The sequence below is a fragment of the Arthrobacter russicus genome (assembly GCF_031454135.1).
Classification (GTDB): domain Bacteria; phylum Actinomycetota; class Actinomycetes; order Actinomycetales; family Micrococcaceae; genus Renibacterium; species Renibacterium russicum.
Window position 1 is genome coordinate 2,111,474 of record NZ_JAVDQF010000001.1, and the last position, 25,506, is coordinate 2,136,979.

Annotated in this window: 24 protein-coding genes; 14 read left to right on the forward strand and 10 right to left on the reverse strand. The window is 61.2% G+C overall.

Going from position 1 to position 25,506, the window contains the following annotated elements; genetic code table 11:
* Nucleotides 1-519: 519 nt before the first annotated feature.
* Together JOE69_RS09885 and JOE69_RS09890 are read right to left on the reverse strand one after the other, a co-directional pair.
* Nucleotides 520-1,197: a histidine phosphatase family protein gene (locus JOE69_RS09885; RefSeq protein ID WP_309798279.1), complete on the reverse strand. Its 678-nt coding sequence runs from the start codon at nucleotides 1,195-1,197 to the stop codon at nucleotides 520-522.
* Nucleotides 1,187-2,650, reverse strand: coding sequence for a CCA tRNA nucleotidyltransferase (locus tag JOE69_RS09890; RefSeq protein ID WP_309798281.1), 1,464 nt, complete (start codon nucleotides 2,648-2,650; stop codon nucleotides 1,187-1,189). Before JOE69_RS09890 ends, JOE69_RS09885 begins: the two co-directional genes overlap by 11 nt.
* Nucleotides 2,651-2,690: 40 nt before the next feature.
* Between JOE69_RS09890 and JOE69_RS09895 the strand changes: the two genes are divergently transcribed.
* The 6 genes from JOE69_RS09895 (at nucleotide 2,691) to JOE69_RS09920 (ending at nucleotide 8,291) form a co-directional block, all read left to right on the forward strand.
* Complete coding sequence (locus JOE69_RS09895) at nucleotides 2,691-3,233, forward strand: NUDIX hydrolase (protein WP_296362549.1); 543 nt, start codon at nucleotides 2,691-2,693, stop codon at nucleotides 3,231-3,233.
* A gap of 54 nt (nucleotides 3,234-3,287) precedes the next feature.
* Entirely contained in the window at nucleotides 3,288-5,012 is a 1,725-nt protein-coding gene (gene murJ / locus JOE69_RS09900; RefSeq protein ID WP_309798282.1) for a murein biosynthesis integral membrane protein MurJ, read from the forward strand.
* Between the two features lie 88 nt (nucleotides 5,013-5,100).
* Complete coding sequence (locus JOE69_RS09905) at nucleotides 5,101-6,483, forward strand: ABC transporter substrate-binding protein (protein WP_309798284.1); 1,383 nt, start codon at nucleotides 5,101-5,103, stop codon at nucleotides 6,481-6,483.
* A gap of 117 nt (nucleotides 6,484-6,600) precedes the next feature.
* On the forward strand, nucleotides 6,601-7,554 hold the full coding sequence (gene trxB, locus JOE69_RS09910) for a thioredoxin-disulfide reductase (RefSeq protein ID WP_309798286.1): 954 nt from the start codon (nucleotides 6,601-6,603) through the stop codon (nucleotides 7,552-7,554).
* A gap of 28 nt (nucleotides 7,555-7,582) precedes the next feature.
* Nucleotides 7,583-7,909 carry a thioredoxin gene (gene trxA / locus JOE69_RS09915; protein WP_309798288.1) on the forward strand — a complete coding sequence of 109 codons (327 nt, stop codon included), beginning with the start codon at nucleotides 7,583-7,585 and terminating at the stop codon, nucleotides 7,907-7,909.
* Between the two features lie 169 nt (nucleotides 7,910-8,078).
* Complete coding sequence (locus tag JOE69_RS09920; protein WP_309798290.1) at nucleotides 8,079-8,291, forward strand: hypothetical protein; 213 nt, start codon at nucleotides 8,079-8,081, stop codon at nucleotides 8,289-8,291.
* A 91-nt stretch (nucleotides 8,292-8,382) separates the two neighbouring features.
* On the opposite strand, the gene JOE69_RS09925 is transcribed toward JOE69_RS09920, so the two are convergent.
* The 8 genes from JOE69_RS09925 to rpmH all read right to left on the reverse strand — a co-directional run bounded on the left by JOE69_RS09925 (nucleotide 8,383) and on the right by rpmH (nucleotide 13,836).
* Nucleotides 8,383-9,405, reverse strand: a complete 1,023-nt coding sequence (locus tag JOE69_RS09925; RefSeq protein WP_296362540.1) for a ParB/RepB/Spo0J family partition protein — start codon at nucleotides 9,403-9,405, stop codon at nucleotides 8,383-8,385.
* 64 nt (nucleotides 9,406-9,469) lie between these two features.
* A complete protein-coding gene (locus JOE69_RS09930) occupies nucleotides 9,470-10,513 on the reverse strand; it encodes a ParA family protein (protein ID WP_309798294.1) in 1,044 nt (347 codons plus the stop codon).
* 54 nt (nucleotides 10,514-10,567) lie between these two features.
* Entirely contained in the window at nucleotides 10,568-11,152 is a 585-nt protein-coding gene (gene rsmG / locus JOE69_RS09935) for a 16S rRNA (guanine(527)-N(7))-methyltransferase RsmG (RefSeq protein ID WP_309801250.1), read from the reverse strand.
* Nucleotides 11,153-11,286: 134 nt separating this feature from the next.
* The gene (locus JOE69_RS09940) at nucleotides 11,287-11,856 is read right to left on the reverse strand and encodes a Jag family protein (protein ID WP_309798295.1); all 570 of its coding nucleotides are present in this window, start codon (nucleotides 11,854-11,856) and stop codon (nucleotides 11,287-11,289) included.
* A complete protein-coding gene (gene yidC, locus JOE69_RS09945) occupies nucleotides 11,857-12,816 on the reverse strand; it encodes a membrane protein insertase YidC (protein ID WP_309798297.1) in 960 nt (319 codons plus the stop codon). It abuts the gene before it with no gap.
* A 23-nt stretch (nucleotides 12,817-12,839) separates the two neighbouring features.
* Nucleotides 12,840-13,226 carry a membrane protein insertion efficiency factor YidD gene (gene yidD / locus JOE69_RS09950; RefSeq protein WP_309798299.1) on the reverse strand — a complete coding sequence of 129 codons (387 nt, stop codon included), beginning with the start codon at nucleotides 13,224-13,226 and terminating at the stop codon, nucleotides 12,840-12,842.
* Nucleotides 13,223-13,624, reverse strand: coding sequence for a ribonuclease P protein component (rnpA, locus tag JOE69_RS09955; protein WP_296362532.1), 402 nt, complete (start codon nucleotides 13,622-13,624; stop codon nucleotides 13,223-13,225). The genes yidD and rnpA overlap by 4 nt, the downstream gene beginning before the upstream one ends.
* Nucleotides 13,625-13,698: 74 nt before the next feature.
* A complete protein-coding gene (gene rpmH, locus JOE69_RS09960) occupies nucleotides 13,699-13,836 on the reverse strand; it encodes a 50S ribosomal protein L34 (RefSeq protein ID WP_102158631.1) in 138 nt (45 codons plus the stop codon).
* A 360-nt stretch (nucleotides 13,837-14,196) separates the two neighbouring features.
* Between rpmH and dnaA the strand changes: the two genes are divergently transcribed.
* From dnaA to JOE69_RS10000, 8 genes are all read left to right on the forward strand, one after another.
* Nucleotides 14,197-15,600 carry a chromosomal replication initiator protein DnaA gene (gene dnaA / locus JOE69_RS09965; protein WP_296362531.1) on the forward strand — a complete coding sequence of 468 codons (1,404 nt, stop codon included), beginning with the start codon at nucleotides 14,197-14,199 and terminating at the stop codon, nucleotides 15,598-15,600.
* Between the two features lie 477 nt (nucleotides 15,601-16,077).
* Nucleotides 16,078-17,202 (forward strand): DNA polymerase III subunit beta, encoded by a 1,125-nt coding sequence (dnaN, locus tag JOE69_RS09970; protein ID WP_309798303.1) that lies wholly within the window; start codon nucleotides 16,078-16,080, stop codon nucleotides 17,200-17,202.
* 44 nt (nucleotides 17,203-17,246) lie between these two features.
* Entirely contained in the window at nucleotides 17,247-18,131 is an 885-nt protein-coding gene (gnd, locus tag JOE69_RS09975; protein WP_309801252.1) for a phosphogluconate dehydrogenase (NAD(+)-dependent, decarboxylating), read from the forward strand.
* 1 nt (nucleotide 18,132) lies between these two features.
* Nucleotides 18,133-19,341, forward strand: coding sequence for a DNA replication/repair protein RecF (gene recF, locus JOE69_RS09980; RefSeq protein WP_309798305.1), 1,209 nt, complete (start codon nucleotides 18,133-18,135; stop codon nucleotides 19,339-19,341).
* A complete protein-coding gene (locus tag JOE69_RS09985; protein ID WP_309798307.1) occupies nucleotides 19,334-19,909 on the forward strand; it encodes a DciA family protein in 576 nt (191 codons plus the stop codon). The genes recF and JOE69_RS09985 overlap by 8 nt, the downstream gene beginning before the upstream one ends.
* A gap of 396 nt (nucleotides 19,910-20,305) precedes the next feature.
* On the forward strand, nucleotides 20,306-22,276 hold the full coding sequence (gene gyrB, locus JOE69_RS09990) for a DNA topoisomerase (ATP-hydrolyzing) subunit B (protein ID WP_374709745.1): 1,971 nt from the start codon (nucleotides 20,306-20,308) through the stop codon (nucleotides 22,274-22,276).
* A gap of 63 nt (nucleotides 22,277-22,339) precedes the next feature.
* On the forward strand, nucleotides 22,340-24,937 hold the full coding sequence (gene gyrA, locus JOE69_RS09995; RefSeq protein ID WP_296362523.1) for a DNA gyrase subunit A: 2,598 nt from the start codon (nucleotides 22,340-22,342) through the stop codon (nucleotides 24,935-24,937).
* Nucleotides 24,924-25,430: a DUF3566 domain-containing protein gene (locus JOE69_RS10000; RefSeq protein WP_309798311.1), complete on the forward strand. Its 507-nt coding sequence runs from the start codon at nucleotides 24,924-24,926 to the stop codon at nucleotides 25,428-25,430. The genes gyrA and JOE69_RS10000 overlap by 14 nt, the downstream gene beginning before the upstream one ends.
* The last annotated feature ends 76 nt before the right edge of the window (nucleotides 25,431-25,506 follow it).

Here is a 25,506-nt window from a genome sequence, read left to right on the forward strand (position 1 = left end):
TCACCTCCTTGCGCGGTGTTGCAGGGAAACAGAGTGAGGAAAGGCATAGGTTCTCCAGTGGAATGGCAAAGCCAGAGGATGTTGCTGAATGAATACGTTATTTTTGGCGCGACAATTTAGCACTAATCGAATAATCGAATAATCGACCGCGTAATTGGACGCATAAAAGCGCGAACAGTTTATGCGTCTGATTGATTCAAAGCAGCCACGAATCCCAAGGATCGTCGTGGGAGGCGCCTTCGCGCCGAAGCTCAGTTAACGGGAACCGAGAATGCCACGAGTTGGGGCCTGGTACGCTGCGATCTTGTGACCGATCTTGCCGGCATCTACTGCGTTCATGTTGTAAAACATTTTGAGGCCTCCCTTCATCTCGTGACTGACAGCCCAGGCGGATGCGCTGAACTCGTTAATAACGTACACCATGAATTCGGCGCTCCGCCACAAAAATCCGAAGATTCTTGAAAATACTGTGAGAATTACGTCTCACTCGTGATCTCGGCATTGTGGCCCGCCCCGGGGCTAGAGTCCCCATTGCTCGACGGCGGGCGTCCGCTTGTCCCAGCCGAGCGTGCAGACTTTGGCCGTGCCGAGCACGAAATGCCGGCCTTCGGTGGCCGGCAGATCCAACCAACGCGCGGTCAGCACCCGGAGGAAGTGGCCGTGCGCCACGAGCAGCGCCTGGTTCACCACCCGGCCCGCCGCCGGACCCTCCGGCTCCGCCGGCTGCGGCGAAAGCACCCGGGCGATCACCGCGTCGGCCCGGGCTGCGACCTGTTCGATGGTTTCACCGCCAGGCACGCCATCTTGCCAGATCAGATAACCGGGGCGGCTGCGACGCACCTCGGCGCTGTCCACGCCTTCGTAATCGCCGTAGTCCCACTCGTGCGCCAACGGTTCCACGATCGCCGCCGAGAACCCGGCCAGCTCCGCGGTCCGCCGGGCCCGTTGCGAGGGCGAACTCAAGACCAGGTCGAAGTCGACACCGGCCAAGGCGGGCCGTGCCGACAACGCCTGTTCTTCGCCGTGCTCGGTCAACGGAAGGTCGGTCAGGCCGGTGTACCGCCCGCTGCGCGACCATTCGGTCTCGCCGTGCCGCAGCAACCACAATTTGGGCAGCGTCACATGGTCCCAGGGCACCGCGTCGGCGACCGGTCCGGTTTCCTTCGAAGGGCCTTTGCTGCTTGGCTCAGTGCTCATCGTCCACGCTTCCTGTCGATTCCTCGGCCGCCGGCGATCCGGGTCCGTGCTCCTGCCACCAGCCGTGCAGGCGGCGCTGTGCTTCCTCGGCGCCCAAGGGGCCATGCTCCATCCGCTCCTCGAGCAGGAATTTGTAGGCCTTGCCTACCAACGGTCCCGGAGCCAGCCCCAGCAGGGCCATGATCTGCGCGCCGTCGAGATCGGGCCGGATCGCGCCAAGCTCTTCCTGTTCCGCCAATGCCGCGATCCGCTGTTCCAAATCGTCATAGGCGAACGCCAAGCGATCGGCTTTGCGCTGGTTGCGGGTGGTCACATCGGAACGGGTCAACCGGTGCAACCGCTCCAACACCGGGCCGGCGTCGGTGACGTACCGGCGCACTGCCGAATCCGTCCAGCCGGCTTCCCCATAACCGTAGAAACGCATATGCAACTCCACCAGGCGGGCCACCGCCTTGATCGTGTCGTTGTCGAACCGCAAAGCCTTCATCCGCTTCGCGGTGAGCTTGGCGCCGACCACATCGTGGTGCCGGAAGCTCACCGCCCCGGAAGGTTCGAAGCGGCGGGTGGCCGGTTTCCCGACGTCGTGCATCAACGCCGCGAACCGGAGCACGAAGTCCGGACCGGGCACCGGCCCATCCGGACCGGTTTCCAAACCGGCCGCCTGCTCGAGGACCTGCAGCGAATGCTGATAGACGTCCTTGTGCCGGTGATGTTCATCGACTTCGAGTTGCAAAGCCGAAACTTCGGGCAACATCTGATCGGCCAAGCCCGTGCTGACCAGAACATCCACGCCGAGCCGGGCTTGCGGCGCGCAGATCAGCTTGGTCAGCTCGTCGCGGACCCGCTCCGCGGAAATCATGTTGATCCGTTCGGCCATTTCGATCATCGCGCCTTCGACCTCGGGATGCAGCGCCACCCCGAGCTGGGCCACGAATCGCGCTGCGCGCATCATCCGGAGCGGATCGTCGGAAAACGAATCCTCAGCCCGGCCCGGCGTGCGCAGCACTCCGGCGTAAAGGTCCTTGATCCCACCGTGCGGATCGACCAGTTCCATCCCCGGCAAGCGCAAAGCCATGGCGTTCATGGTGAAATCCCGGCGTTGCAGATCAGCCTCGAGCGAATCCCCGAAAGCCACCTCGGGCTTGCGTGAATCCGGATCGTAGGCTTCCGCCCGATACGTGGTCACCTCGATGGTGAATTCGCGTTTGCGCAATCCGATCGTGCCGAAAGCCCGGCCGATCTCCCAAAAGGCATCCGCCCAGCCCTTGATCACGGCGAGCGTCTGGTCCGGGGTGGCGTCCGTGGTGAAATCCAAGTCCGGTGACTGCCGGCCCAGAAAAAGATCCCGCACCGGCCCGCCCACCAGGGAGAGTTCAAAACCGGCGTCGACAAAGCGTTGTCCCAGCTCAAGGACGATCGGATCGAGAGTGGAGCTGTCCAGAACGTGCATCATAGTTCCTTAAGCCTGCCAGACTTTCGTTAGAGTGGGGTGCATGGCCCATCCAGTCCCGAGTGCACCCAAGCGCACGCCGTTGCCTTCGGCGATCAATGCGCAGATGCCGCCCGGGCAACCGCTGAGCAGCTTGTCCTCGCTGCCCACGGTGGAGGAAGTCTCGGCCGGCGGCGTCGTGGTGGACAAGCACGACGGCGGCCTGCGGGTGGCAATCATCGCCCGGCTCAACCGCGGCGGCCGGGTGGAATGGTGCTTGCCCAAAGGACATCCGGAAGGCGAGGAGACGCACGCGCAGGCAGCGGTCCGGGAAATCGCCGAGGAGACCGGCATCGAAGGCACGGTGCTCGCCCCGCTGGGCAGCATCGACTACTGGTTCACGGTCACCGGCCACCGGGTGCACAAAACCGTGCACCATTTCCTGCTGCGTGCCACCGGCGGCGAGCTGACCATCGAAAACGATCCGGACCACGAGGCGATCGATGTGGCCTGGGTGGAATTGCCGGATCTGGCCAAGCGGCTGTCCTTCCCGAATGAGCGCCGGATCGCCGATCTGGCCGGCGCGAGCTTGCCGCAGGACTTCTGAAACGCGGTTCGCCGGACCCTGCCGCAAGGCACTCGCATGGGATGATGGTGGCAAATGGCAGATCAAATCAACAACCCGGCAACCGAGCTGATCGCGACGGTCGGAACTGAACGAACCCCGGTCAATACCGCCCGGTCCAGCGCCATCATGGCCGCTGGGACCTTGTTCTCCAGGGTCTTGGGATTCGCCAAAGGCGTGCTGATCGCGGTTGCCCTGGGGACTACCGGCGGCGGGCTTTCGGACATCTTCGACATCTCGAACACGTTGCCGAACCTGATTTACATCATGCTCGCGGGCGGCGTGTTCAACGTGATCCTGGTCCCGCAGATCATCAAGGCCAGCAGACTTCCGGACCGCGGCGCCGACTTCATCAGCCGGATCTTCACCCTGGGCGGCCTGGTGCTGCTCGGCATCGCGATCCTGTTCACCTTGTTGGCCCCGATCCTCGTGCAAGTGCTGACCAAGGACTTCAACCCGCAGCAATTGGCGCTGGCCACCAACCTGGCCTATTTGCTGTTGCCGCAGATCTTCTTCTACGGGATCTACGCCCTGCTCGGCCAATTGCTCAATGCGAACAACCGGTTCGGCGCCTATATGTGGGCGCCAGTGCTCAACAACATCGTCGCGATCGCCGGAATCGGCGTCTTCATCGCGATCTGGGGCCAGGCCGAAGCCAGTCCGCACACGGTGGAAAACTGGTCGGCGGCGCAAACCTGGATCTTGGCCGGCAGCACTACGCTCGGCGTCGTGCTGCAGTCGATCATCCTGATCGTGCCGGTCAAGCGCTTGGGACTGGGCCTGCGGCCGAAATGGGGTTGGCGCGGGATCGGCCTGGGCGGCACGGGAAAAGTTGCCGGCTGGGCGCTGTCCACCATGATCATCGGCCAGCTTTCCTTCATGGTGATCAACTGGGTCGGCAGTGCGGCTACCGCGGCGAAGGAAAACCCGGAGACCTCGGATGTCGCCGGGATGTTCGTCTTCAACCGCGCCACGGACATCTACATGCTGCCGCACTCGGTCATCGTGCTGTCCATCGCCACGATCTATTTCAACCAGCTCAGCCGCTCGGCCGGCCAAGGCAATCTCCGTTCCCTCCGGAACACCACCTCCAGGCTGCTGCGCACCGTGGGTGTGGCCACGGTGTTCTTCGCCGTGGTGCTGCTGGTACTTGCCGCTCCGATCGGAATGCTGCTCAGCGGTGGCCGGGCGCAGGACGGCCTCACGGTGGGGATCGCCGTGGCGATCCTGGCCCTCGGCGCACCGTTCTTCAGCTTCAACTTCATGCTCAACCGGGTGTTCTATGCCACCGAAGACGCCCGGACACCGTTTTTCCTGCAGGCCTTCATCGTGATCCTCACCGTGCTTTCGGCGCTCATCGTCGCCGCGGTACCGGTGTCCGTCCTGGCGTTCTCGTTGCTGGCCACGCTCACTCTGGTGAATTTCATCGCCCCGGTGGTGACCGCCATGGTCCTGCGCAGCAAAATCGGGGATTTCGGCATCCGCCGGATTGTCCGTTCCCATGTGCAGTACGCGGTCGGCGCGCTGTTCTCCGCGGTCATCGGCGGCCTCCTGATGATCGGTTTCGGCGGATTGGACTTCGGCGACGGCAAGTTCCCCGGCTTCGTCTGGCAGAGCTTCGGGCACGCCGTGCTGGTGATCGCGGTGGTCGGCTCGGTGATGGCACTGAGCTACGTTCTGGCACTGCGCCTGATGAACGTCAAGGAACTCAATGACGTGATCGGGCCGCTCACCCGGCGTTTTTCCCGCACTAGATCCTGATCCGGCGGGCGCGCATCGGATAGGATCGGAACTCAGAGTTGCAACCGGAGCTGGCTGGCGTACCAACCGACCAGCTGAGGAGGAAACGTTGTCGCAGTCCATGGAAATCGGTACCGTCCTCGGCGGACGGTACAAAGTAACCGCGCACGTTTTGGATTCCGCGGAAGGCGATCAGGTCCTCGACGGCCTGGATCAAGTCCTCTCCCGCCCGGTGAGCATCGTGGTGGCCGGGGCGGGCAATGGCGACGGTCTGGCCCAGGGGGCCCGCGAAGTCGCCACCGGGGACCGGACGGCAGCCTTCCAGATCCTCGATTTGGGCTTGGGCGAAGGCACCGCGTATCTGATCGCCAGCAAGAGCAACGCCGCCGACCTGCTGGATCTCCTGGTACCGACGGAACCCTACGTGGAACCGCAGTTCACGGACACCCTGGGCGAAGAACTCTTCGGCACGCTCCGTGCGGAACAACCGGAGCAAGCCGCATATGTCTATGACGACGACGGTAGCCCGGTGATCCTGCCGGCGGCCCCCGCAGCCGTCCCGCCGCCGCCGGCCGTCGCGCCCCGGTCCACCGAGTTGCCGCCGACCACCGGGCAGCCCAGCGTCCCAGCGGCCCCGGTCGAGGCGGAGAAGCCGAAAGTTTCGCTGTGGTCCGATGAAGACTACGGTTTCATCAACGAAAAACCGGCGACAGAAGCAGGGAGCCAAATCCCGGCGGCAGCGGTCCCGGGTTCGGCTGCCGGACAACGCAAGCCCAGCACCTTCCCCTCTTCGGCGATCGCCTCGGTTCCGCTGCCGGATGAGGCCGAGTACGACGACGACGCCGACAATGCGCCGCGGAGCGGCCGCTGGCTGATCGGCGGCGTGCTGGTGGTGATCCTCGTGGTCGCAGTCGTCTTCGCCGGAACCCAGCTGATGGGTCAGTGGTTCGGCAACAACGCTCCGGCCGCCAACAGCTCGAACACTGGCCAAACGTCCTCCAGCGGCAACTCGGACAGCAGCCAATCGCCGACCGAAGGGCCGGTGGCCCCGGTGATCGCCGGGGTGACCCAATCGGTGCCCGGCGTGGTGAATGCGGCGAACTTCCCGGAAGGCCGGCTGAACTTCCTCACCGACGGCAACCCGGCCACGCTGTGGCAGACCTTGGAATTCTCCGACGACACCTTCGCGGCCCAAGCGACCAGTCTGGCGCTGGTCATCCAGTTGCAGGCAAAATCCGACATCTCCTCGGTTGCGATTGCGCAAAGCGGCACCACCGGCGGTAGTTTCGAACTGCTGGTCAACGACAAGGCCGGGCTGGACGGCGCCAAGTCGATCGGCACCGGGAGCTTCAACGGGCCGGACACCACCATCGCAGCGCCACCCGGCACCAAGGCCAGCTATGTGATCATCAACTTCACCAAGCTGCCCCGGGTCCAAGCCCCCAAGTTCTACCCCTTCGGGTTGAAAATCGGCGAGATCACGATCAAGTAACCTGATAGGTGTCCGTCACCCGTCCGGAATAAGCTGCACCGCCAAACCGTTGTGCAGATGCATTCCGTTTCCGACCCGCGACCCCCGCGGGCGATCACACCAAGGAGCTCTCAGTCCGTGAGCACTGAAACCAGTCAAAACGACGTCCGCGATGTCATCATCATCGGCTCCGGCCCTGCCGGCTACACCGCAGCGATCTATACCGCGCGCGCCGATCTGAAACCCTTGATGATCGCCGGTTCGGTCACTGCCGGCGGTGAGTTGATGAACACCACCGAAGTGGAGAACTTCCCCGGCTTCCCGGAAGGCGTCATGGGCCCGGATCTGATGGAGAATCTGCAACAGCAGGCCGAACGTTTCGGCACCCAGATCGAGTTCGACGACGTCACCGAAGTCTCGCTCGACGGCGAGATCAAAACCGTGATGACCGGGTCCGGACAGAGTTACTCCGCCAGGACCGTGATCGTCTCGACCGGATCCGCTTACCGGGAGCTCGGCCTGGACGACGAGAAGCGGCTTTCCGGGCACGGCGTGAGCTGGTGCGCAACTTGTGATGGTTTCTTTTTCAAGGACCAGGACATCGTCGTGGTCGGCGGTGGCGATTCCGCGATGGAGGAGGCCACCTTCTTGACCAAGTTCGCCAAGTCCGTGACCGTGGTGCACCGCCGGGATTCGCTTCGCGCTTCGAAGATCATGCAAGATCGGGCGTTCAACAACGAAAAGATCACTTTCGTCTGGAACACCGAGGTGTACGGGATCGATGGCGAAAGCAAAGTCACCGGAATCAAGTTGAACAACTTGGTGACCGGCGAAAAGAGCGAACTCCCGGTGACCGGAGTATTCGTTGCTATAGGCAACGATCCTAGGGTTGACTTGATTCGTGGAGTTTTGGATCTGACTTCCGAGGGCACCATCGCGGTTTCCGGCCGGAGTTCGAAAACCTCGCTTCCTGGAGTTTTTGCCGCCGGCGATGTGGTTGACCCCACCTACCGTCAAGCGGTGACCGCTGCTGGCTCGGGGTGCGTGGCTGCTCTGGATGTGGAACACTACCTGGCCAGCCTGACCAGCTGACTTACCCGCCAAGAAAGGATCTAACCTTATGAGCAATGCAAAGGCTGTCACCGATAGTACTTTCCAAACTGATGTTTTGGGCTCGGATAAACCTGTAATCGTAGATTTCTGGGCAGAATGGTGCGGACCGTGCCGAAAACTGGGACCGATTCTCGACGAGATCTCGGTTGAATATGCCGATAAGATCGAGGTGGTCAAAGTCGACGTAGACGAAAATCCGCGGATCGCCGCCGAGCTCGGAATCACCTCTATTCCCGCGGTGTATCTGTTTTCCGGCGGTGAAGTTAAGAACACCGTCATCGGCGCCAAGCCGAAGCAGTTCTTTGAAAAAGAGTTTGCTGACTACCTCAAATAGTCGAGGAGCATCGAAAGGCCCTGTTTCACGTGAAACGGGGCCTTTCGTCTTATCTAAGGCCGAACAAGCACAGACTCAGGGTGAGGCACCGTGGCCGATGCTCGGCAATCCAAGCGTCGCAGCAGTCAAACCTCCCAACGACCGGTGCCGCGGACGCCTTGGCGCATTCGTGGACATTGCGGACCCTCAAATCTCGGACATCAATGAATTCCGACGCAATCTGAGCGCCGCTATCGATAATGGAATCCAGCCTCGTTTCCGCTTGCCACACTATTTCGAAACCAGCACCGACCAGTCATATCAAAAGCTGGCCGTAGTCCGCAGTGATGCCAACCAGCTGGGCGTCGGCAGTGGCACTTCTCGAGGCATCCTGCGTCTGTAGCAAGGAAAGGCGGCAACAAGGAATCGGAAGTTCGGATCAATAAAAAGGGTGGTGTTTCACGTGAAACACCACCCTTTCCGTCGGATCAGGATCAACCGCGGTTGTCAGGGTCCAATACCGTCATGATTCGATTCAAGTCTTCGACCGAGGCGAACTCAATACTGACCTTGCCCTTTTTGGCACCAAGGGTGATCTTGACGCTGGTATCGAGCCGATCTGCCAGTGAACTGGCCAAAAAATCCAGCCGTTCATGCCGAGCACTGTTCCGCTCAGCAGCTGCCCGACGAGCGCTCGATGGCTCCTGGTATAGCGCCACAGCCTCCTCCGTCGCACGAACCGAAAGCCCCTCAGTGACAATCCGTTGCGCCAGCCGCTCAATAGCTTCGGAATCTGGTAGCGACAGAAGGGCCCGAGCATGACCGGCCGACAATACCCCGGCAGCAACCCGCCGTTGCACCAAAGGTGGAAGCTTCAACAGCCGCAGGGTATTGGAGACCTGTGGGCGCGAACGCCCGATTCGATCCGCAAGCTCTTCATGGGTAGTGCCGAAGTCCTCCAACAACTGTTGGTAAGCGGCTGCTTCTTCTAGTGGGTTCAATTGGCTTCGGTGCAGATTCTCCAAAAGTGCATCACGAAGCAAATCGTCATCGGCAGTATCCCGGATAATCGCCGGGACGGTACCAGTTTCTGCCAACTGGCTGGCCCGCCAGCGGCGCTCACCCATGACTAGCTCGTAGCTCGGACCACCCTTTTCAGATGACTTCCGCACCACAATGGGTTGCAGCACGCCGATTTCCCGGACCGAGTGCACCAGTTCCGCCATATCGTCTTCATCGAAAACGGACCGCGGTTGCTTGCGATTTGGATGGATGTCATCTAGTTTGATCTGCGCAAACCGAGCACCTGGCACATCGACTAGATCTTGGGCGGCGGATGTTTCACGTGAAACCGGCCGAGACCGGCTCTTCTTTTCCTTCGACTCAGGAAAAAACAGATCGACTGGCCGGCTGGCCGGCGCCGCTTGTTCAGTCTCGGAACTCTCGTCCGCCTCTGGAGCCGAAGGAATCAAAGCGCCCAAGCCGCGGCCTAAGCCTCTGCGTTGTTTGTCAGTCACTGTGCAATGCCAATCTGGATAACCCTAAGGTGCTACCGAACGTATTGCATCAATCCTACCGACTCTAACCGCGATTCACACCACGCTCAGCCAGTTCCGCCGCCGCCTCAAGATAGCTCAACGCACCAGACGATGACGGATCGTAGGTCAAAACGGTCTGCTGGTAACTAGGCGCTTCCGAGATACGAACCGATCGCGGGATGACCGCGGTCAAGACCTTTTCCGGAAAGTGCGATCGGACATCCGCCGCAACTTGCGAAGCAAGATTCGTTCGACCGTCATACATGGTGAGCAAGATCGTGGAAACTTCCAACTCCGCATTCAGATGCTTCTGAATCATGCCAATATTCTTTAGCAACTGACTCAGGCCTTCCAATGCGTAGTACTCACACTGAATCGGAATCAGAACCTCGAATGCAGCACAGAACGCATTCACGGTCAACAGTCCCAAACTCGGTGGGCAATCGATCAACACGTAGTCCAGTCGGGGCAGCCCGGTTTGCTTCCGATGCTCGGCATACGCTTCCAGGGCACGCCGCAGTCGCTGCTCCCGGGCGACCAAAGAGACCAGCTCGATCTCCGCGCCGGCCAAATGGATGGTGGCCGGCGCACAAATCAAATTGTCCAAGTCCGGACACGGTGCCACCACTTCATGCAGCGGAACATCGTCAATCAAGACATCATAGATACTGGCGACCTCAGCCCGATGGTCAATGCCCAAAGCGGTCGACGCATTGCCCTGCGGGTCGATGTCAATGACCAATACCTGCAGACCCGCGGCCGCCAATCCAGCCGCGATGTTCACCGTCGTCGTGGTCTTGCCGACGCCACCCTTCTGGTTGGCGACAGTAAGCACCCTGGTCTTGTCCGGCTTGGGCAGTTTCCGACCGACCAACTTTTCGCGCCGCCGGGTCTCGTTTGCCAACTCGCGACCAATCGGACTCTCGTCATCTACTTCGTCGATCACACTGCGTGCAGACTTGGTTTCACGTGAAACAGTCGAATTACTCTTTTTTGAAACTGATTTTGGTTGACTATTCGACAATTGGGCAGAACCAAGTGCTCCAAATGGGGGAATCCTTTGATTGGATCCATCCAGATTGCTCACCGGCTACCTACTTTCCATTCGCGGCCCTATGACCACGGTTGTCTTGGGACTAGCCTATCGTCCAGCAGCGCCAACCCGAATCCGCACCACGGTCGTGGGTTCTTCCAGAACCTCGGCGCCGACCACCAGAACGCTGGTATCCACACCACCCAATTTTCGGATCGCCTTGGCTGCCTTGGCGATCTCCGCCTCGGCGCTGCGGCCCTTGATCGCCAAAACCTCGCCGCTTCCATGCAGCAACGGAATAGTCAATCCAGCCAGCTTGTCCAGCGCGGAAACCGCCCGCGCGGTCACCACGTCGCAATCGACGCTGTCCACAGCCTGTTCCGCACGCATCCGAAGAATCGTCACTTGATCGGAAAGGCCGAGGTCCGCAACGATCTCGGCAAGCCAAATGACCCGGCGTTCCAGGGGCTCGATCAAAGTCAGGCGCAAATCCGGCCGGGCCAATGCCAGGCAGAGTCCGGGCAGGCCGGCACCACTTCCGACGTCGGCCACCGCGGCGCCTTCAGCCATCAGCTCGGCAACCACTGCACAATTGAGCACGTGACGATCCCACAACCGGGGAACCTCCCGTGGGCCGATCAGGCCCCGTTCGATTCCGGAACCGGCGAGATGCGCAACATAGCGCTCGGCCATCGGCAATCGATCTCCGAAGACCTGTTTCGCTGCCGTAGCGATCGTCCCACTCAGCTCCGGTACGCTCAGCTCGGGAATTGGCGTATCAGACACAGCGAATCAGCTCCTTCCAAGTCATCAGGGACCGATTCGGATCAATCCGCGGCAGTGACCACGATATGCCGGGCCGTGCCTTCGCCTTCGGATTCACTCACAAAACCCAGATCCGCCACCGCGTCGTGGACGATCTTGCGCTCATAGGCACCCATCGGCTTCAAGGCCACAGCCTCACCGGTGTCCTTCACCTTCTGCACCGCGTCCTGGGCGATCTGCTGCAAGACGCCCGCCCGGTCCTCCCGGTACCCGGTGATGTCCAGAACCAAACGGGACCGGTGGCCGGTGGCCGAAAGCACGTTCAACCTGGTCAGCTCCTGGAGCGCCTCCAGGACTTGGCCTTCCCGGCCAACCAGATTGGACAACGCTTCGCTCTGGTCATCGGTGACGATCGAAATGTACGTCCGTCCGTTGCGCACCTCGATATCGATGTCGCCGTCGATGTCCGCGATGTCCAGGAGTTCTTCCAGGTAATCTGCGGCTACATCGCCTTCTTCTTCGAGCCGGCTCGGCGTCGACGCTTCCGCATCGGCCAGCCCGGCATTATCATCGACGACCTCGGAGTTGCGCTCGTCATCCAACTCTTCAACAGCGGGGGATTCGGCAGTCATTTACTTTTTCCTTCGGTTCTTACGTTGTGGCTGGCTTCGCTGGCCCTTGGGCTCAATGACTTCTTCGACCTCGGGTTCGGTCTTCTTCGAGCCGATCAGCGGCAATCCTTTGGCGACGCGGCGCTGCATGTATTCCTTGTATGCAGGCGATCCGGGCGTCGGCATCCTGCGGATCACGAAGAACTGCTGGCCCATGGTCCACAAGTTGGTCGTGGTCCAGTAGATCAAGACGCCGATCGGGAAGTTGATGCCGCCGATGCCGAAGACCAACGGCAAAATGTAGAGCATCATCTTCTGCTGCCGCATGAACGGCGAAGCCATGGCGTCCTCGGACATGTTCTTCGCCATGATCTGCTTCTGCGTGATGAACTGGGAGGCGATCATGGCCAGAATCATGATGATCGAAAGGACGATCACCGAAACGTTCGGATCGCCACCCTGAACCTGCGGCAGAAAGGCCTTCGACAGCGGAGCGCCGAAAATATCCGACTCGTCGAACTGCTTGACCTGCGCCGCGCTCAACAGTCCGATTCCCTTGCCGTCCTGATTCGCCTGAGCCACTCCGGAGAGCACCTGGAACAGCGAGAAGAAGAACGGCATCTGGATCAGGATCGGCAAACACGCACTGAATGGATTGGTGCCGTGCGATTTGTACAGCGCCATCTGCTCCTGTGCCATCGCCTGGCGGGAAAGCTGATCGGTTTTGCCCTTGTACTTGGTTTGCAGCTTCTTCATTTCCGGCTGCAAAGCCTGCATGCCGCGCTGCGCCTTGATCTGCTTCACGAACACCGGGATCAGCGCGGCCCGGATCACCAGCACCAAGCCGATGATGGACAGCGTCCAGGTCCAGCCGCTCTCCCCGGGCAGGCCCAAAAACGTCAGCCCCTCATGGAAGCCGACCATAATGGCCGAAACCAGCCACTTGAATGGGAACAGAATTGTTCCGAAGATATCAGGCACTTACTTTTTCCCCTCGTGAAGCATCAGGCAGCCCGGTTCGATGAACCAAGGGACTCGGTGCGGTCAAGCTCATTGTTCAGGTAGCGTTCCGGGTGATTCAACATCACGATCCGAGGAGTGGATTCCCTCGGCAACCGGGCAAAATCTCGGTGGTCGTGCGCCGGCACATGATCGATTCCGCCAGCTGACCAGGGGTGGCAGCGAATCAGCCGCCGGGCAGCGAGATAGCTTCCCTTGACGGCCCCGTGCACGGTGATCGCTTCCAGCGCGTAACCGGAGCAACTCGGAAAATAGCGGCAAACTTGGCCGTAGAGCGGTGATATCACCGCGCGGTATCCAGTCAGGACAGCAATGAGCACGGTGCGCGGCAAGCGCCAAACGAAGCGGAAAACGCTCCTGACCACCTTCACTCATTCGCTCCTTGTTCGACTGCGGACCGTGCCGGGCTTGGAATCTTGGCAAAGGACGCCCGGAATGCCGACGCGTAATCGTCGTGCAGCTCCTGCCAGCTGGAGCCGGCAGCCGGCGGCAACGCCCGGACGACAATGCTCAACCCTTTTGGGTACTGCAAAACAGTAGGAGCGGCCATGGCCCGCAATCTGCGTCTGACGCGATTGCGGGTAACAGCAGTTCCCACTGTTTTGGCGACGATGAATCCGACCTTGCTGGGCACTATTGTCCCAGAAGTCGGCTCCACAGGCTCAACGAGTGTATATAACACCAAGTTCCGGCGCCCAGATCGGGCACCGGAACGGACGGTGTTGGAAAACTCGCTCGCCGTGCGAAGTCGGTTAGCGATCGGCAACATGGCTGGCTCTGAATTCCCGCCGAAGCGAAATCACTACCGACACCTTGCGCGATCCCTACCGAAACTCAGCAGGTCTAAGCGGAAAGCTCGGTACGGCCCTTGGTACGGCGGGCGGCCAGGATTGCACGGCCTGCGCGAGTACGCATGCGCAGTCGGAAGCCGTGCTTTTTGGCACGACGGCGGTTATTCGGCTGAAAAGTCCGCTTGCTCACGGTGGTCAACTCCAAGAAAATCTTGTGGCGCGCCGAGGCTGTTGCGACTGGGGAAGTAACAGGCCGACGCTGAAATATCGCGTGCCTGAAAACAGACACAAAGGACTTCACAACGTTAGGCCATCCCGGACCCGCCAGTCAAACTGACCCCTGCTCCGCTGCTGGACGAAAGCCGCTCGGCAGCCCGCCCCTGAGAGGTTTTCCACAGCCGCGGGATACCGGCCAATCCAGCTACCGTCTGCTCAACTTCATCACCTACTCTTGTTCAGTGACCTCTTATCCACTGGTTGTGAATAACTCTGTGGATGACAATGCCGGAATCGGCCCGGGGGCATCGATGACGTCAAGTAGGGGATTTGAGTGAACGCTGAAAGCAACAACGACATTGCCGGTTCGTGGCGCAAGGTCGTCAAAATCCTCGAGCAAGACGAGCATGTATCGCCGCGGCAACGCGGTTTCATCACCCTGGCCCAGGCACAGGGGCTGATCGGGTCCACCTTGTTGCTGGCGGTGCCCAATGAGTTGACCCGGGAGGTGCTGCAGAACCAGATCAAGGGATCCCTGGACCTGGCCCTGCGCGAAGTCTTCGGCGAAGACGTGCTCTGCGCGATCAGCATCGACACCGATTTGACCCCGGTGGCCGAAGAAGAACGCGAACTGGACGAGCCGGTGGAACCTTCTGAGGAGTCTCGGCCCCAGCCCACTCCGCCGAGCACTTCGAATGAGTTCGGCCGTTTGAATCCGAAATACATCTTCGACACGTTCGTGATCGGCCAATCGAACCGCTTTGCCCATGCCGCAGCGGTCGCCGTCGCGGAGGCGCCGGCGAAGGCGTACAACCCGCTGTTCATTTACGGCGATTCGGGACTGGGCAAAACGCACTTGCTGCACGCGATCGGGCATTACGCCCGCCGGCTCTACAACGGCATCCGGGTGCGGTATGTGAATTCCGAGGAGTTCACGAACGAGTTCATCAACTCGATCCGGTACGACGAAGGCACCAGCTTCAAGACCACCTACCGGAACGTCGACATCTTGCTGATCGACGACATCCAGTTCCTCTCCGGCAAGGAAGCAACCCAAGAAGAGTTCTTCCACACCTTCAATGCGCTGCACAACCACAACAAACAAGTGGTGATCACCTCCGATCTGCCGCCCAAACAGCTTTCCGGTTTCGAGGAACGGATGCGTTCGCGCTTCGAGTGGGGACTGCTCACCGATGTCCAGCCGCCCGAACTGGAAACCAGAATCGCGATCCTGCGCAAAAAGGCCATCGGCGAAGGCCTGCACGCACCGGATGACGTGTTGGAATACATCGCCTCGAAAATCTCCACCAATATCCGTGAGCTCGAGGGCGCGCTCATCCGGGTCACCGCGTTCGCTTCGCTCAACCGACAGCCGGTCGACGTCGGGCTGGCCGAAACAGTTTTGAAGGACCTGATCACCGACGACGGCGACCAACAGATCACCGCGGCCACGATCCTGGGCCAGACCGCTTCGTACTTCAAGCTCAGTCTGGAAGAACTGCGGTCCAAATCCCGGACCCGGACTCTGGTCAACGCCCGGCAGATCGCGATGTACCTCTGCCGCGAATTGACCGATCTGTCGTTGCCGAAAATCGGGCAGGAACTCGGCGGACGCGACCACACCACGGTGATCCATGCGGACCGCAAAATCCGCGAACTAATGGCCGAGCGCCGGACCATCTTCAATCAAGTCACCGAACTGACCAACTTGATCCGGCAGCAACAACGCGAAAACTGAGTGCTATCGGCCAAGCCTTGCCGCACGCACTTTTTAACACCTGTGGAAAAACCTGTGGACTACGAGGTGGACAACCGGGCGGATTCTGGTGACAACTCGGAGGGAGCTTGTGGATCCGCTAAAAGCCACAGAAGTTGTCCACTGGGCAAAGCTGAGCAATGCGTGCTGAACCAACATCTTGTACACAAGGCAGTTCGCCTGGATTCCAAGCCCCAGCAGAGTTATCCACAGTATCCACAGCAGTTATTAACACTACGAATCACAAAAAATTGATTCCATCAGATAACAAATACCACGGACCGCGAACCGCCCCGAGCTCCGGCTTCCGGACGCCGTGCGGCCAGAAGCTCGGTAAACCCCATGGATCCGGTGCACATGGACGAATGCCGTGCAGAAGCGGCTAAGCTGTTGAGCAATATGTAATTCCCGGCGTCTTCGCTGGGTACCGATGGATGCGAAGAAAAGGGGCGCCCTTCTGTGAAATTCCGAGTCGAACGGGATGTTCTCAACGATGCTGTGGGCTGGGCAGCCCGAGCACTTTCGCCCCGGCCACCGGTTCCGGTGCTTTCCGGACTCCTGCTCAAGGCCGAAGGGGGGACGCTGAGCCTGTCGAGCTTCGATTACGAAATTTCCGCCCGCTTGGAAATCGCCGCAGACGTCACCGAACCCGGAACGATTTTGGTCTCCGGCCGCTTGCTCGCCGATATTTGCCGGAGCTTGCCGGCCGCGCCGGTCGAAGTCAGCACCGAGGGCTCGAAGGTCATCCTGAGCTGCCGAAATTCGCGCTTCAATCTGGCCACCATGCCGGAAGCCGACTACCCCGAATTACCGGCCCTGCCGGAAATCAGCGGGACGGTGCCCGGCGAGGCGTTTGCCCGGGCGGTCTCCCAGGTCACGGTGGCGGCCAGCAAAGACGACACTTTGCCGATCCTGGCCGGCGTCAAAATCGAGATCGAAGACGATCTGATCACCATGTTGGCTACCGACCGTTACCGGTTGGCGATGCGCGAGGTGAACTGGAAGCCGACGACGCCGGGCATCTCGACCTCGGCATTGGTCAAGGCGAAAACGCTGAGCGAAGTTGCGAAGACCTTGGGCGGCGCCGGCGACATCAACATCGCGCTGTCCTCCGATTCCGAACTGATCGGTTTCGAAAGCGGCGGCCGGCGGACCACGTCCTTGCTGGTCGACGGGGACTATCCGAAGATCCGGTCGCTGTTCCCGGAAAACACGCCGATCCATGCCACGGTGGAAACTGCGGCGCTGGTCGAGGCGGTACGCCGGGTCGCGTTGGTCGCTGAACGGAATACCCCGGTGCGGTTGGCGTTCAGCGACGGCCAGGTCGGGCTCGACGCCGGTACCGGTGAGGACGCGCAGGCTTCGGAAGCCTTGGAAGCGGCCCTGACCGGAGAAGAAATCACGGTCGCGTTCAATCCGCACTACCTCAGCGAAGGTCTGGGCGCGTTCGAGAGCAAATACGTGCGTTTTTCCTTTACCTCCGCACCCAAACCGGCCATGATGACAGCACAGCAGGACATCGACGGCGACGACCAGGACAGCTACCGGTACCTGGTGATGCCGGTCAGGTTGCCCAACCAGTAATCGGCCTCGGCGGCTCAGCAACAGTTCTAAAGAAAAGGGTCATGATGCACATCGGTCTCATTGGTCTTGGAAAAATGGGTTTCAACATGCGTGCCCGGTTGCGCCAGGCCGGCATCGAGGTGACCGGTTTCGACCGCAACCCGGAAGTGACCGACGTCGAAACCATCGATGCCTTGGTCGCCGAGCTGCAGGCTCCGCGGATCATCTGGGTGATGGTTCCTTCCGGAGCGATCACCGATTCGGTGATCGCGGAACTCGGCGAAAAACTCAGCCCCGGCGATCTGGTGATCGACGGCGGCAACTCCCGGTTCACCGAAGACCAGAAACATGCCGCCGAATTGGCGGAAAAGTCGATCAAATTCCTCGATTGCGGGGTTTCCGGCGGAATTTGGGGACTGGAGAACGGCTACGGCCTGATGGCCGGCGGTTCGGATGAGGACATCGAAACCGCAATGCCGATTTTCGATGCTTTGCGCCCCGAGGGTGACCGCGCCGACAGCTTCGTGCACGTGGGCGGGGTCGGTGCCGGGCACTACGCCAAGATGGTGCACAACGGGATCGAATACGGATTGATGCAGTCGTATGCCGAAGGCTATGAGCTGTTGGCGGCCAAGGACATCGTGAAGGACCTTCCCGGAACTTTCCGGGCTTGGCAAAAAGGCACGGTAGTGCGCTCCTGGTTGCTTGATCTGATGGTCAAGGCCCTCGATGAAGATCCCGGTTTGGCGGCCATCGACGACTACGTCGAAGATTCCGGCGAGGGCCGCTGGACGGTTGAAGAAGCAATCGCCAGCGCGGTCCCGGTGCCCGCGATCACCGCCGCGCTCTATGCCCGGTTCGCCTCGCGTGAAGACAACTCACCCGCTATGCGAATGGTTTCCGCGCTGCGCAACCAATTCGGCGGCCACGCGACCAAACCGGCCAAATAGTGTGTATCTAGAGCGGCTTTCGCTGACTGATTTCCGGAGCTACAGCCAAGCGGATCTGTCTTTGCAGCCCGGGGTCACGGTTTTCCTGGGCTCCAATGGCTTGGGCAAAACCAACCTGGTCGAGGCACTGGGTTATTTGAGTTCTTTGGGATCGCACCGGGTCTCCAACGACGCGCCGCTGATTCGTTTCGGCGCCGAACGGGCGCTGATCCGGGGCCAACTGGTCCGCGGAGCGCAGCAGCTGAGCCTGGAAGTCGAAATCAATGCCGGCCGGGCGAACCGGGCACGGATCAACCGGGCGAACCCGGTGCGCGCCCGGGACATCCTGGGCTTGTGCCGGAGCGTGCTTTTCGCACCCGAAGACTTGGCCCTGGTCAAAGGGGATCCGGGCAACCGGCGCCGATTCCTGGATGATCTGCTGCAGTCGCTGCACCCCAAATATGCCGGGCTCCGTGCCGACTACGAACGGGTGCTCAAACAGCGCAATGCTTTGCTCAAATCCGCCCGCGGGCAGCGTGGTCTGCGCCGGGATGCGCCGCCGGAATTCCTGGCCACGCTGGAAGTCTGGGACCATCATCTGGCCACCCAAGGAGCGCAGCTGTTGGCAGCGCGATTGGCATTGTTGGAGCAGCTCAAACCGGAAATGGCGCGTTCCTATGCCGAGCTGACCGACGGTTCGAAAGTCCTGCGGGCACACTACCGTTCATCGCTCAGCGGCTATCAGGAGGACAGTGGCTTCCCGGAGGAAGCCGGCAGCGCGGCCGGGCCGGGTGATGACGATTCCCTGGTGCACAGCACTGCGGAACAACTGACCGAACAGTTTTTGGCCGCATTGGCCACTGCCCGGCCGCGGGAATTGGAACGCGGGTTGACCCTGGTGGGTCCGCACCGGGACGAGGTCGAACTGGTTCTGGGCAATGCCCCGGCAAAAGGGTACGCATCGCACGGTGAAACCTGGTCGGTCGCACTGTCCTTGCGGCTGGCCTCCTACTACGTGCTCAAAGCGGACCAGGAGCTCGAAGCAGCGGACCCGATTTTGATCCTCGACGATGTATTCGCCGAGTTGGACGCCGCACGGCGCAGCCGGCTGGCCGGCATCGTGGCTGCTGCCGAACAGGTGCTGGTCACGGCTGCGGTGGCGGAAGACGTCCCCGAGGAATTGTCCGGAGCCCGGATCAGGGTTTCCGCAATCGGGGTCGTCGATGGCTGAGCCGGAAGATCCGAAAACCGGGGCTCCGGAGCATCGCGATCCGGCGTCCGATCCTGAGCTCGATGCCGCCCAAGCGGCATTGAACCGGATGCGGGAAGCCGCGCAGTCCCGAGGCGAACGGCGGGTGCGCAGTGCCGCAGCCCTGAACAGCAGCCAGGCCAAACAGCGGCAGAGCGCAGCCCAGCGCGCGGCCCGGAAGAACAGTCCGTCCGGGCGCGATCCGCAAGGGTTGGGCGGGATCGTTTCGCGAATGGTCGCCGAACGCGGTTGGTCCGCTCCAGTGGCCGTGGGGTCAGTGATGGCGCAGTGGGATTCCTTGGTCGGGGCTGACATCGCGGCGCACTGCCGGCCGGAGTCATTCAGCGGGACGGTGTTGCATGTACGCTGCGATTCCACCAGTTGGGCGACTCAGCTGAGGTTGCTGTCGAGCAGTTTGCTGGCCCGGTTCAGCGCGGATTTGGGCGCCGGCGTGGTGACCAAAATCCACGTTCTGGGACCGACCGCGCCGAACTGGCGCAAAGGCGGGCGCACCGTGCAGGGACGGGGACCGCGGGACACTTACGGGTAAATGTCCGAACGGCCCTTAGCGGGCTGAGAACTCCTGCAGGTGTATCCGTCCCCATCCAGAGGAGCGGAAATTCGTCCTGAGCCGGATATTTGGCCGCTCAGGGGTATTCAAAGCCGGATTCACCCCCGAAATCCTTCCGACCCTGTAGAATGTCAAGAAGGAAGAATCGGACGCTCCTGCGACCGGTGCAGTGAGTCGTGTGCTCTGAGCGCATCGGTACGAGCTGATCAACCAAGAATAGAGGGGTCGAGCACGCCTGTGTCCACCAGCAACTCAGATAACCCGCAAGCGCCGGAACCGTTGAATCCGGAACCGTCGGATTCCGATCCGCAGGCGAAGAAGTCATCCGGGCCGAACACCGCTCCCGAGGGCGACCAGCATTACGATGCCAGCGACATTACGGTTTTGGAGGGCTTGGAGGCGGTTCGCAAGCGGCCCGGCATGTACATCGGCTCCACCGGTCCGCGCGGCCTGCACCACCTGATCACCGAGGTCGTCGACAATTCCGTCGATGAAGCCTTGGCTGGTTACTGCACGCACATCGAGATCACGCTCCAGGCGGACGGCGGTGTCCGGGTAGACGACAACGGCCGTGGCATTCCGGTGGACATCCATCCCACCGAGGGCAAGCCCACGGTCGAGGTCGTGATGACGATCCTGCACGCCGGCGGAAAGTTCGGCGGCGGCGGGTACGCGGTCTCCGGTGGTCTGCACGGCGTTGGCATCTCCGTGGTGAACGCACTTTCCACCCGGGTCGAGACTACGGTCAAGCGCCAGGGCTTCGCTTGGCGCCAGTCCTTCGCCGACGGCGGCAAGCCGGTTGGCGAGCTCCGCAAGGGCGAGGCGACGGAAGAGACGGGAACCACCCAGATCTTCTACGCCGACGGAAGCATTTTCGAGTCGACCGAGTACGATTTCGAGACCTTGCGGGCCCGATTTCAGCAGTACGCATTCCTGAACAAGGGCCTGCGGATCACACTCACCGATGAGCGGGTTCCGGAAGAGACCGGGGAAGAGTTGGCTTCGGATGAAGAGTCCGCCGACGCTGAGCCCAAGCACCGCCAAGTCGTTTACCAATACGACGATGGCCTGATCGACTACGTGAAGTACCTCAACTCGTCCAAAAAGGCCGAGGTGATCAACCCTGAGGTGATCGCGTTCGAGAGCGAGAACAAAGACCTCAATGGCCGGTCGATCGCCTTGGAACTGGCGATGCAATGGACCACCGCTTATTCGGAGAGCGTGCACACCTACGCGAACACGATCAATACGCACGAAGGCGGAACCCACGAAGAGGGCTTCCGTGCCGCGATGACCTCGTTGATCAACCGCTATGCGCGGGAGAAGAACATCATCAAGGAAAAAGATGAGAATCTCACCGGCGACGACATCCGCGAAGGTCTGACCGCGGTCATTTCGGTCAAGCTCTCCGAGCCGCAATTCGAAGGCCAGACCAAGACGAAACTGGGCAACTCCGAAGCCAAGGGCTTCGTGCAGCGGGTGGTCACCGACGAACTCGGCGACTGGTTGGAGCGCAATCCGACCGCGGCCCGCGATGTGATCCGCAAGTCGATCCAGGCGGCTCAGGCCCGGTTGGCCGCTCGGAAAGCCCGGGAATCCACCCGCCGCAAAGGGTTGCTGGAATCCGGTGGCATGCCTGGCAAGCTCAAAGACTGCCAGTCGAAAGACCCGTCGAAGAGCGAGATCTACATTGTGGAAGGCGACTCCGCCGGCGGTTCCGCGGTGCGCGGCCGCAATCCGGAGACCCAGGCGATCCTGCCCTTGCGCGGCAAGATCCTCAATGTGGAACGGGCGCGGCTCGACCGGGCCCTCGGCAACGCCGAAGTGCAGGCCATGATCACCGCGTTCGGGGCCGGCATCGGCGAGGACTTCGACGTCGAAAAGGCCCGCTACCACAAGATCGTGCTGATGGCCGATGCCGACGTCGACGGCCAGCACATCACGACTTTGCTGCTCACCTTGCTGTTCCGCTACATGCGCCCCTTGGTGGAACACGGCTACGTCTACTTGGCGCAACCGCCGCTGTACCGGATCAAGTGGTCGAATGCCAAGCACGACTACGTCTTCACCGACAAACAACGTGATGACGCTCTGGTCAAGGGACAGGCCGCCGGGCACCGGTTGCCGAAAGAAGGCATCCAGCGTTACAAGGGCCTGGGCGAGATGGACTACACCGAACTGTGGGACACCACGATGGATCCGGACCACCGGACCCTGCTGCAGGTGACCATGGACGATGCGGCCTCGGCGGACCAGACCTTCTCCATCCTGATGGGCGAAGACGTCGAGTCGCGCCGGAACTTCATCCAGCAGAATGCCAAGGATGTGCGCTTCCTTGACATCTAAAGCTGTTTCGACAACACCTTCCGACCAGGGTTTTGAACCCGAGATTTTGAACGGGGCCGCACGATGAGCGACGAGAACGACGAAATCGCTGAGATCGGCGAAGTATTGGAAGCCGAGATCCTCACCGATCGGGTCGAGCAGGTAGACCTGCAGGCCGAAATGCAGCGGTCCTACTTGGATTACGCGATGGCCGTGATCGTGGGCCGCGCTTTGCCCGACGTCCGGGACGGGCTCAAACCGGTGCACCGCCGGGTGCTGTACGCGATGTACGACGGCGGTTACCGGCCGGACCGGTCGTTCAACAAATGTGCCCGTGTGGTCGGCGAAGTCATGGGCCAGTACCACCCGCACGGCGACATGGCGATCTATGATGCGCTGGTGCGTCTGATCCAGGACTGGGTCATGCGGTACCCGCTGGCCCTGGGCCAGGGCAACTTCGGCTCCCCGGGCAACGACGGTGCGGCAGCACCGCGGTACACGGAAACCAAGATGGCTCCGCTTGCCATGGAGATGGTGCGCGACATCGACAAGGAAACCGTCGATTTCCAGGACAACTACGACGGCAAGAACCAGGAGCCGGCCATTCTCCCGGCCCGTTTCCCGAACCTGCTGGTCAACGGATCCTCGGGCATCGCCGTCGGCATGGCCACCAACATTCCGCCGCACAACCTGCGTGAAGTGATCGACGGCGCGCAGTGGTACTTGGCGAATCCGACGGCGAGCAAAGAAGAACTGCTCGAGGCCCTGATCCAGCGGATCAAGGGACCGGACTTCCCCACCGGGGCGCAGATCCTGGGCCACCGCGGCATCGAAGACGCGTACCGGACCGGCCGTGGCTCGATCACCATGCGCGCCGTGGTCAACGTCGAAGAAATCCAGGGCCGCACCTGCCTGGTGGTCACCGAATTGCCCTACCAGGCGAATCCGGACAATCTCGCGATCAAGATCGCCGAATTGGTCAAAGACGGCAAGATCGCCGGCATCGCGGATCTGCGCGACGAGACGTCCGGCCGCACCGGGCAGCGGCTCGTCATCGTGCTCAAGCGCGATGCGGTGGCCAAGGTGGTGCTGAACAACCTCTACAAGCACACCTCGCTGCAGGAGAACTTCAGCGCGAACATGCTCGCGATCGTGGACGGCGTGCCGCGCACGCTGAGCGTGGATTCGTTCATCCGTTACTGGGTGACGCATCAGTTGGACGTGATCGTCCGGCGCACCCAGTACCTGCTCCGGCAAGACGAAGCCCGGGCGCACATCCTGCGCGGACTGCTCAAGGCCTTGGACGCGTTGGACGAGGTCATCGCCTTGATCCGTCGCTCGCCGTCGGCCGAAGAAGCCCGTTCCGGCTTGAAGAAGCTCCTGGACATCGACGATCTGCAGGCCAATGCGATTCTGGACATGCAGTTGCGCAAGCTCGCTGCCTTGGAACGCCAGAAGACCTTGGACGAACACGCCGAGATCGAAGCGCGGATTGTCGAGTACAACCGGATCCTCGGCTCCGAGGACGTCCAACGCGGCATCATCAGCGAGGAGCTGCGCGAGATCGGGGAGAAGTTCGGCGATGACCGCCGGACCCAGATCATGCTCGGCTACGACGGCGACATGAGCATCGAAGACCTGATTCCGGAAGAGGAGATGGTCGTCACGATCACCCGCGGCGGTTACGTCAAGCGGACCCGGAGCGACAACTACCGCTCCCAGCACCGCGGCGGCAAGGGCATCAAGGGTGCTCAGCTGCGCGGGGACGACGTCGTCGAGCACTTCTTCGTCACGACGACCCATCATTGGCTGCTGTTCTTCACCAACTTGGGCCGGGTGTACCGGGCCAAGGCGTATGAACTGATCGAAGCCGGACGTGATGCCAAGGGCCAGCACGTGGCCAATCTGCTGGCTTTCCAGCCGGACGAAAAAATCGCCCAGGTCTTGGATCTGAAGGACTACCAGCAATCGCCCTACCTGGTGCTCGCGACCAAGAACGGCTTGGTGAAGAAGACCCGTCTGGAAGACTACGACACCAACCGTTCGGCCGGTGTGATCGCGATCAACCTGCGCGAAGAAGACGAACTGGTCTCCGCCCAGCTGGTTTCCGAAACCGACGACCTGTTGCTGGTTTCCCGCAAGGGGCAATCGATCCGGTTCACCGCGACCGACGAGGCATTGCGGCCAATGGGCCGGGCCACCTCGGGGGTCACCGGAATGAAGTTCCGCAGCGACGACGAATTGCTCGCCGCCGATGTGGTCACCGAGGATTCCTACGTCTTCATCGTCACCGAAGGCGGGTACGCCAAGCGGACTGCGGTGGAGGAATATCGTACCCAGGGACGAGGCGGGTTGGGTATCAAGGTTGCCAAACTGGTGGAGGACCGGGGCGACTTGGTCGGTGCCTTGATCGTGCAGGACGACGACGAGGTCCTGGTGGTCATGGAGGGCGGCAAAGTAGTCCGTTCCAACGTCTCCGAAGTGCCCGCCAAGGGTCGTGACACGATGGGCGTGATCTTCGCGAAACCGGACAAGAACGACCGGATCATCGAGGTCGCTCGGAACAGCGAACGGGGCTTGGAGAGCGAAGAGTCCGAGGATGAAGTACCGTTGACTGAAGACCAGACGGCCGAAGGCCAGACTGAGACTGGTACCGAGGAGGCACCGATTGAGCACGAATAACTCGAATTCCAAGCCCGCTGGGGGCGCCCGGGTGAGCGCCCCGGCACGTCCACCGCAGCGGCCGACGTCGAGCTCTTCTTCGGTTTCGCAAAGCCGCCCCGCCCTGGTCAAGCCCGCTCCGAAGGCCAAGGTCCGCCGGGCCCGGCTGCAGGTTTCCCGGGTCGATCCCTGGTCGGTGCTGAAGATGGCGTTCTTGCTGTCGGTGGCGCTCGGGATCATCACCGTGGTGGCTGCGATCGTGCTCTGGACGGTACTCGATCTGACCGGATTGTTCGGCCAGATCAACACCTTGATGAATGACATCCAGGGGTCCGAGGGTGGCGCATTCGACGTCAAGAAGTTCGCTTCGCTGGGCCAGGTGGCCTCCTTCGCGACGATCATCGCGGTGGTCAATGTGGTTTTGTTGACCGCTTTGTCGATGCTTTCCGCGGTCTTGTACAACATCTCCGCGACCTTGGTCGGCGGCATCGGGGTCACCCTGACCGACGACTGAACCTGGCTGGATTCGGCCGGCACCGGTTCTGGGCCTGCAGATTTTGGCAGCACGGGATGATGCTGTAGAGTTTTAT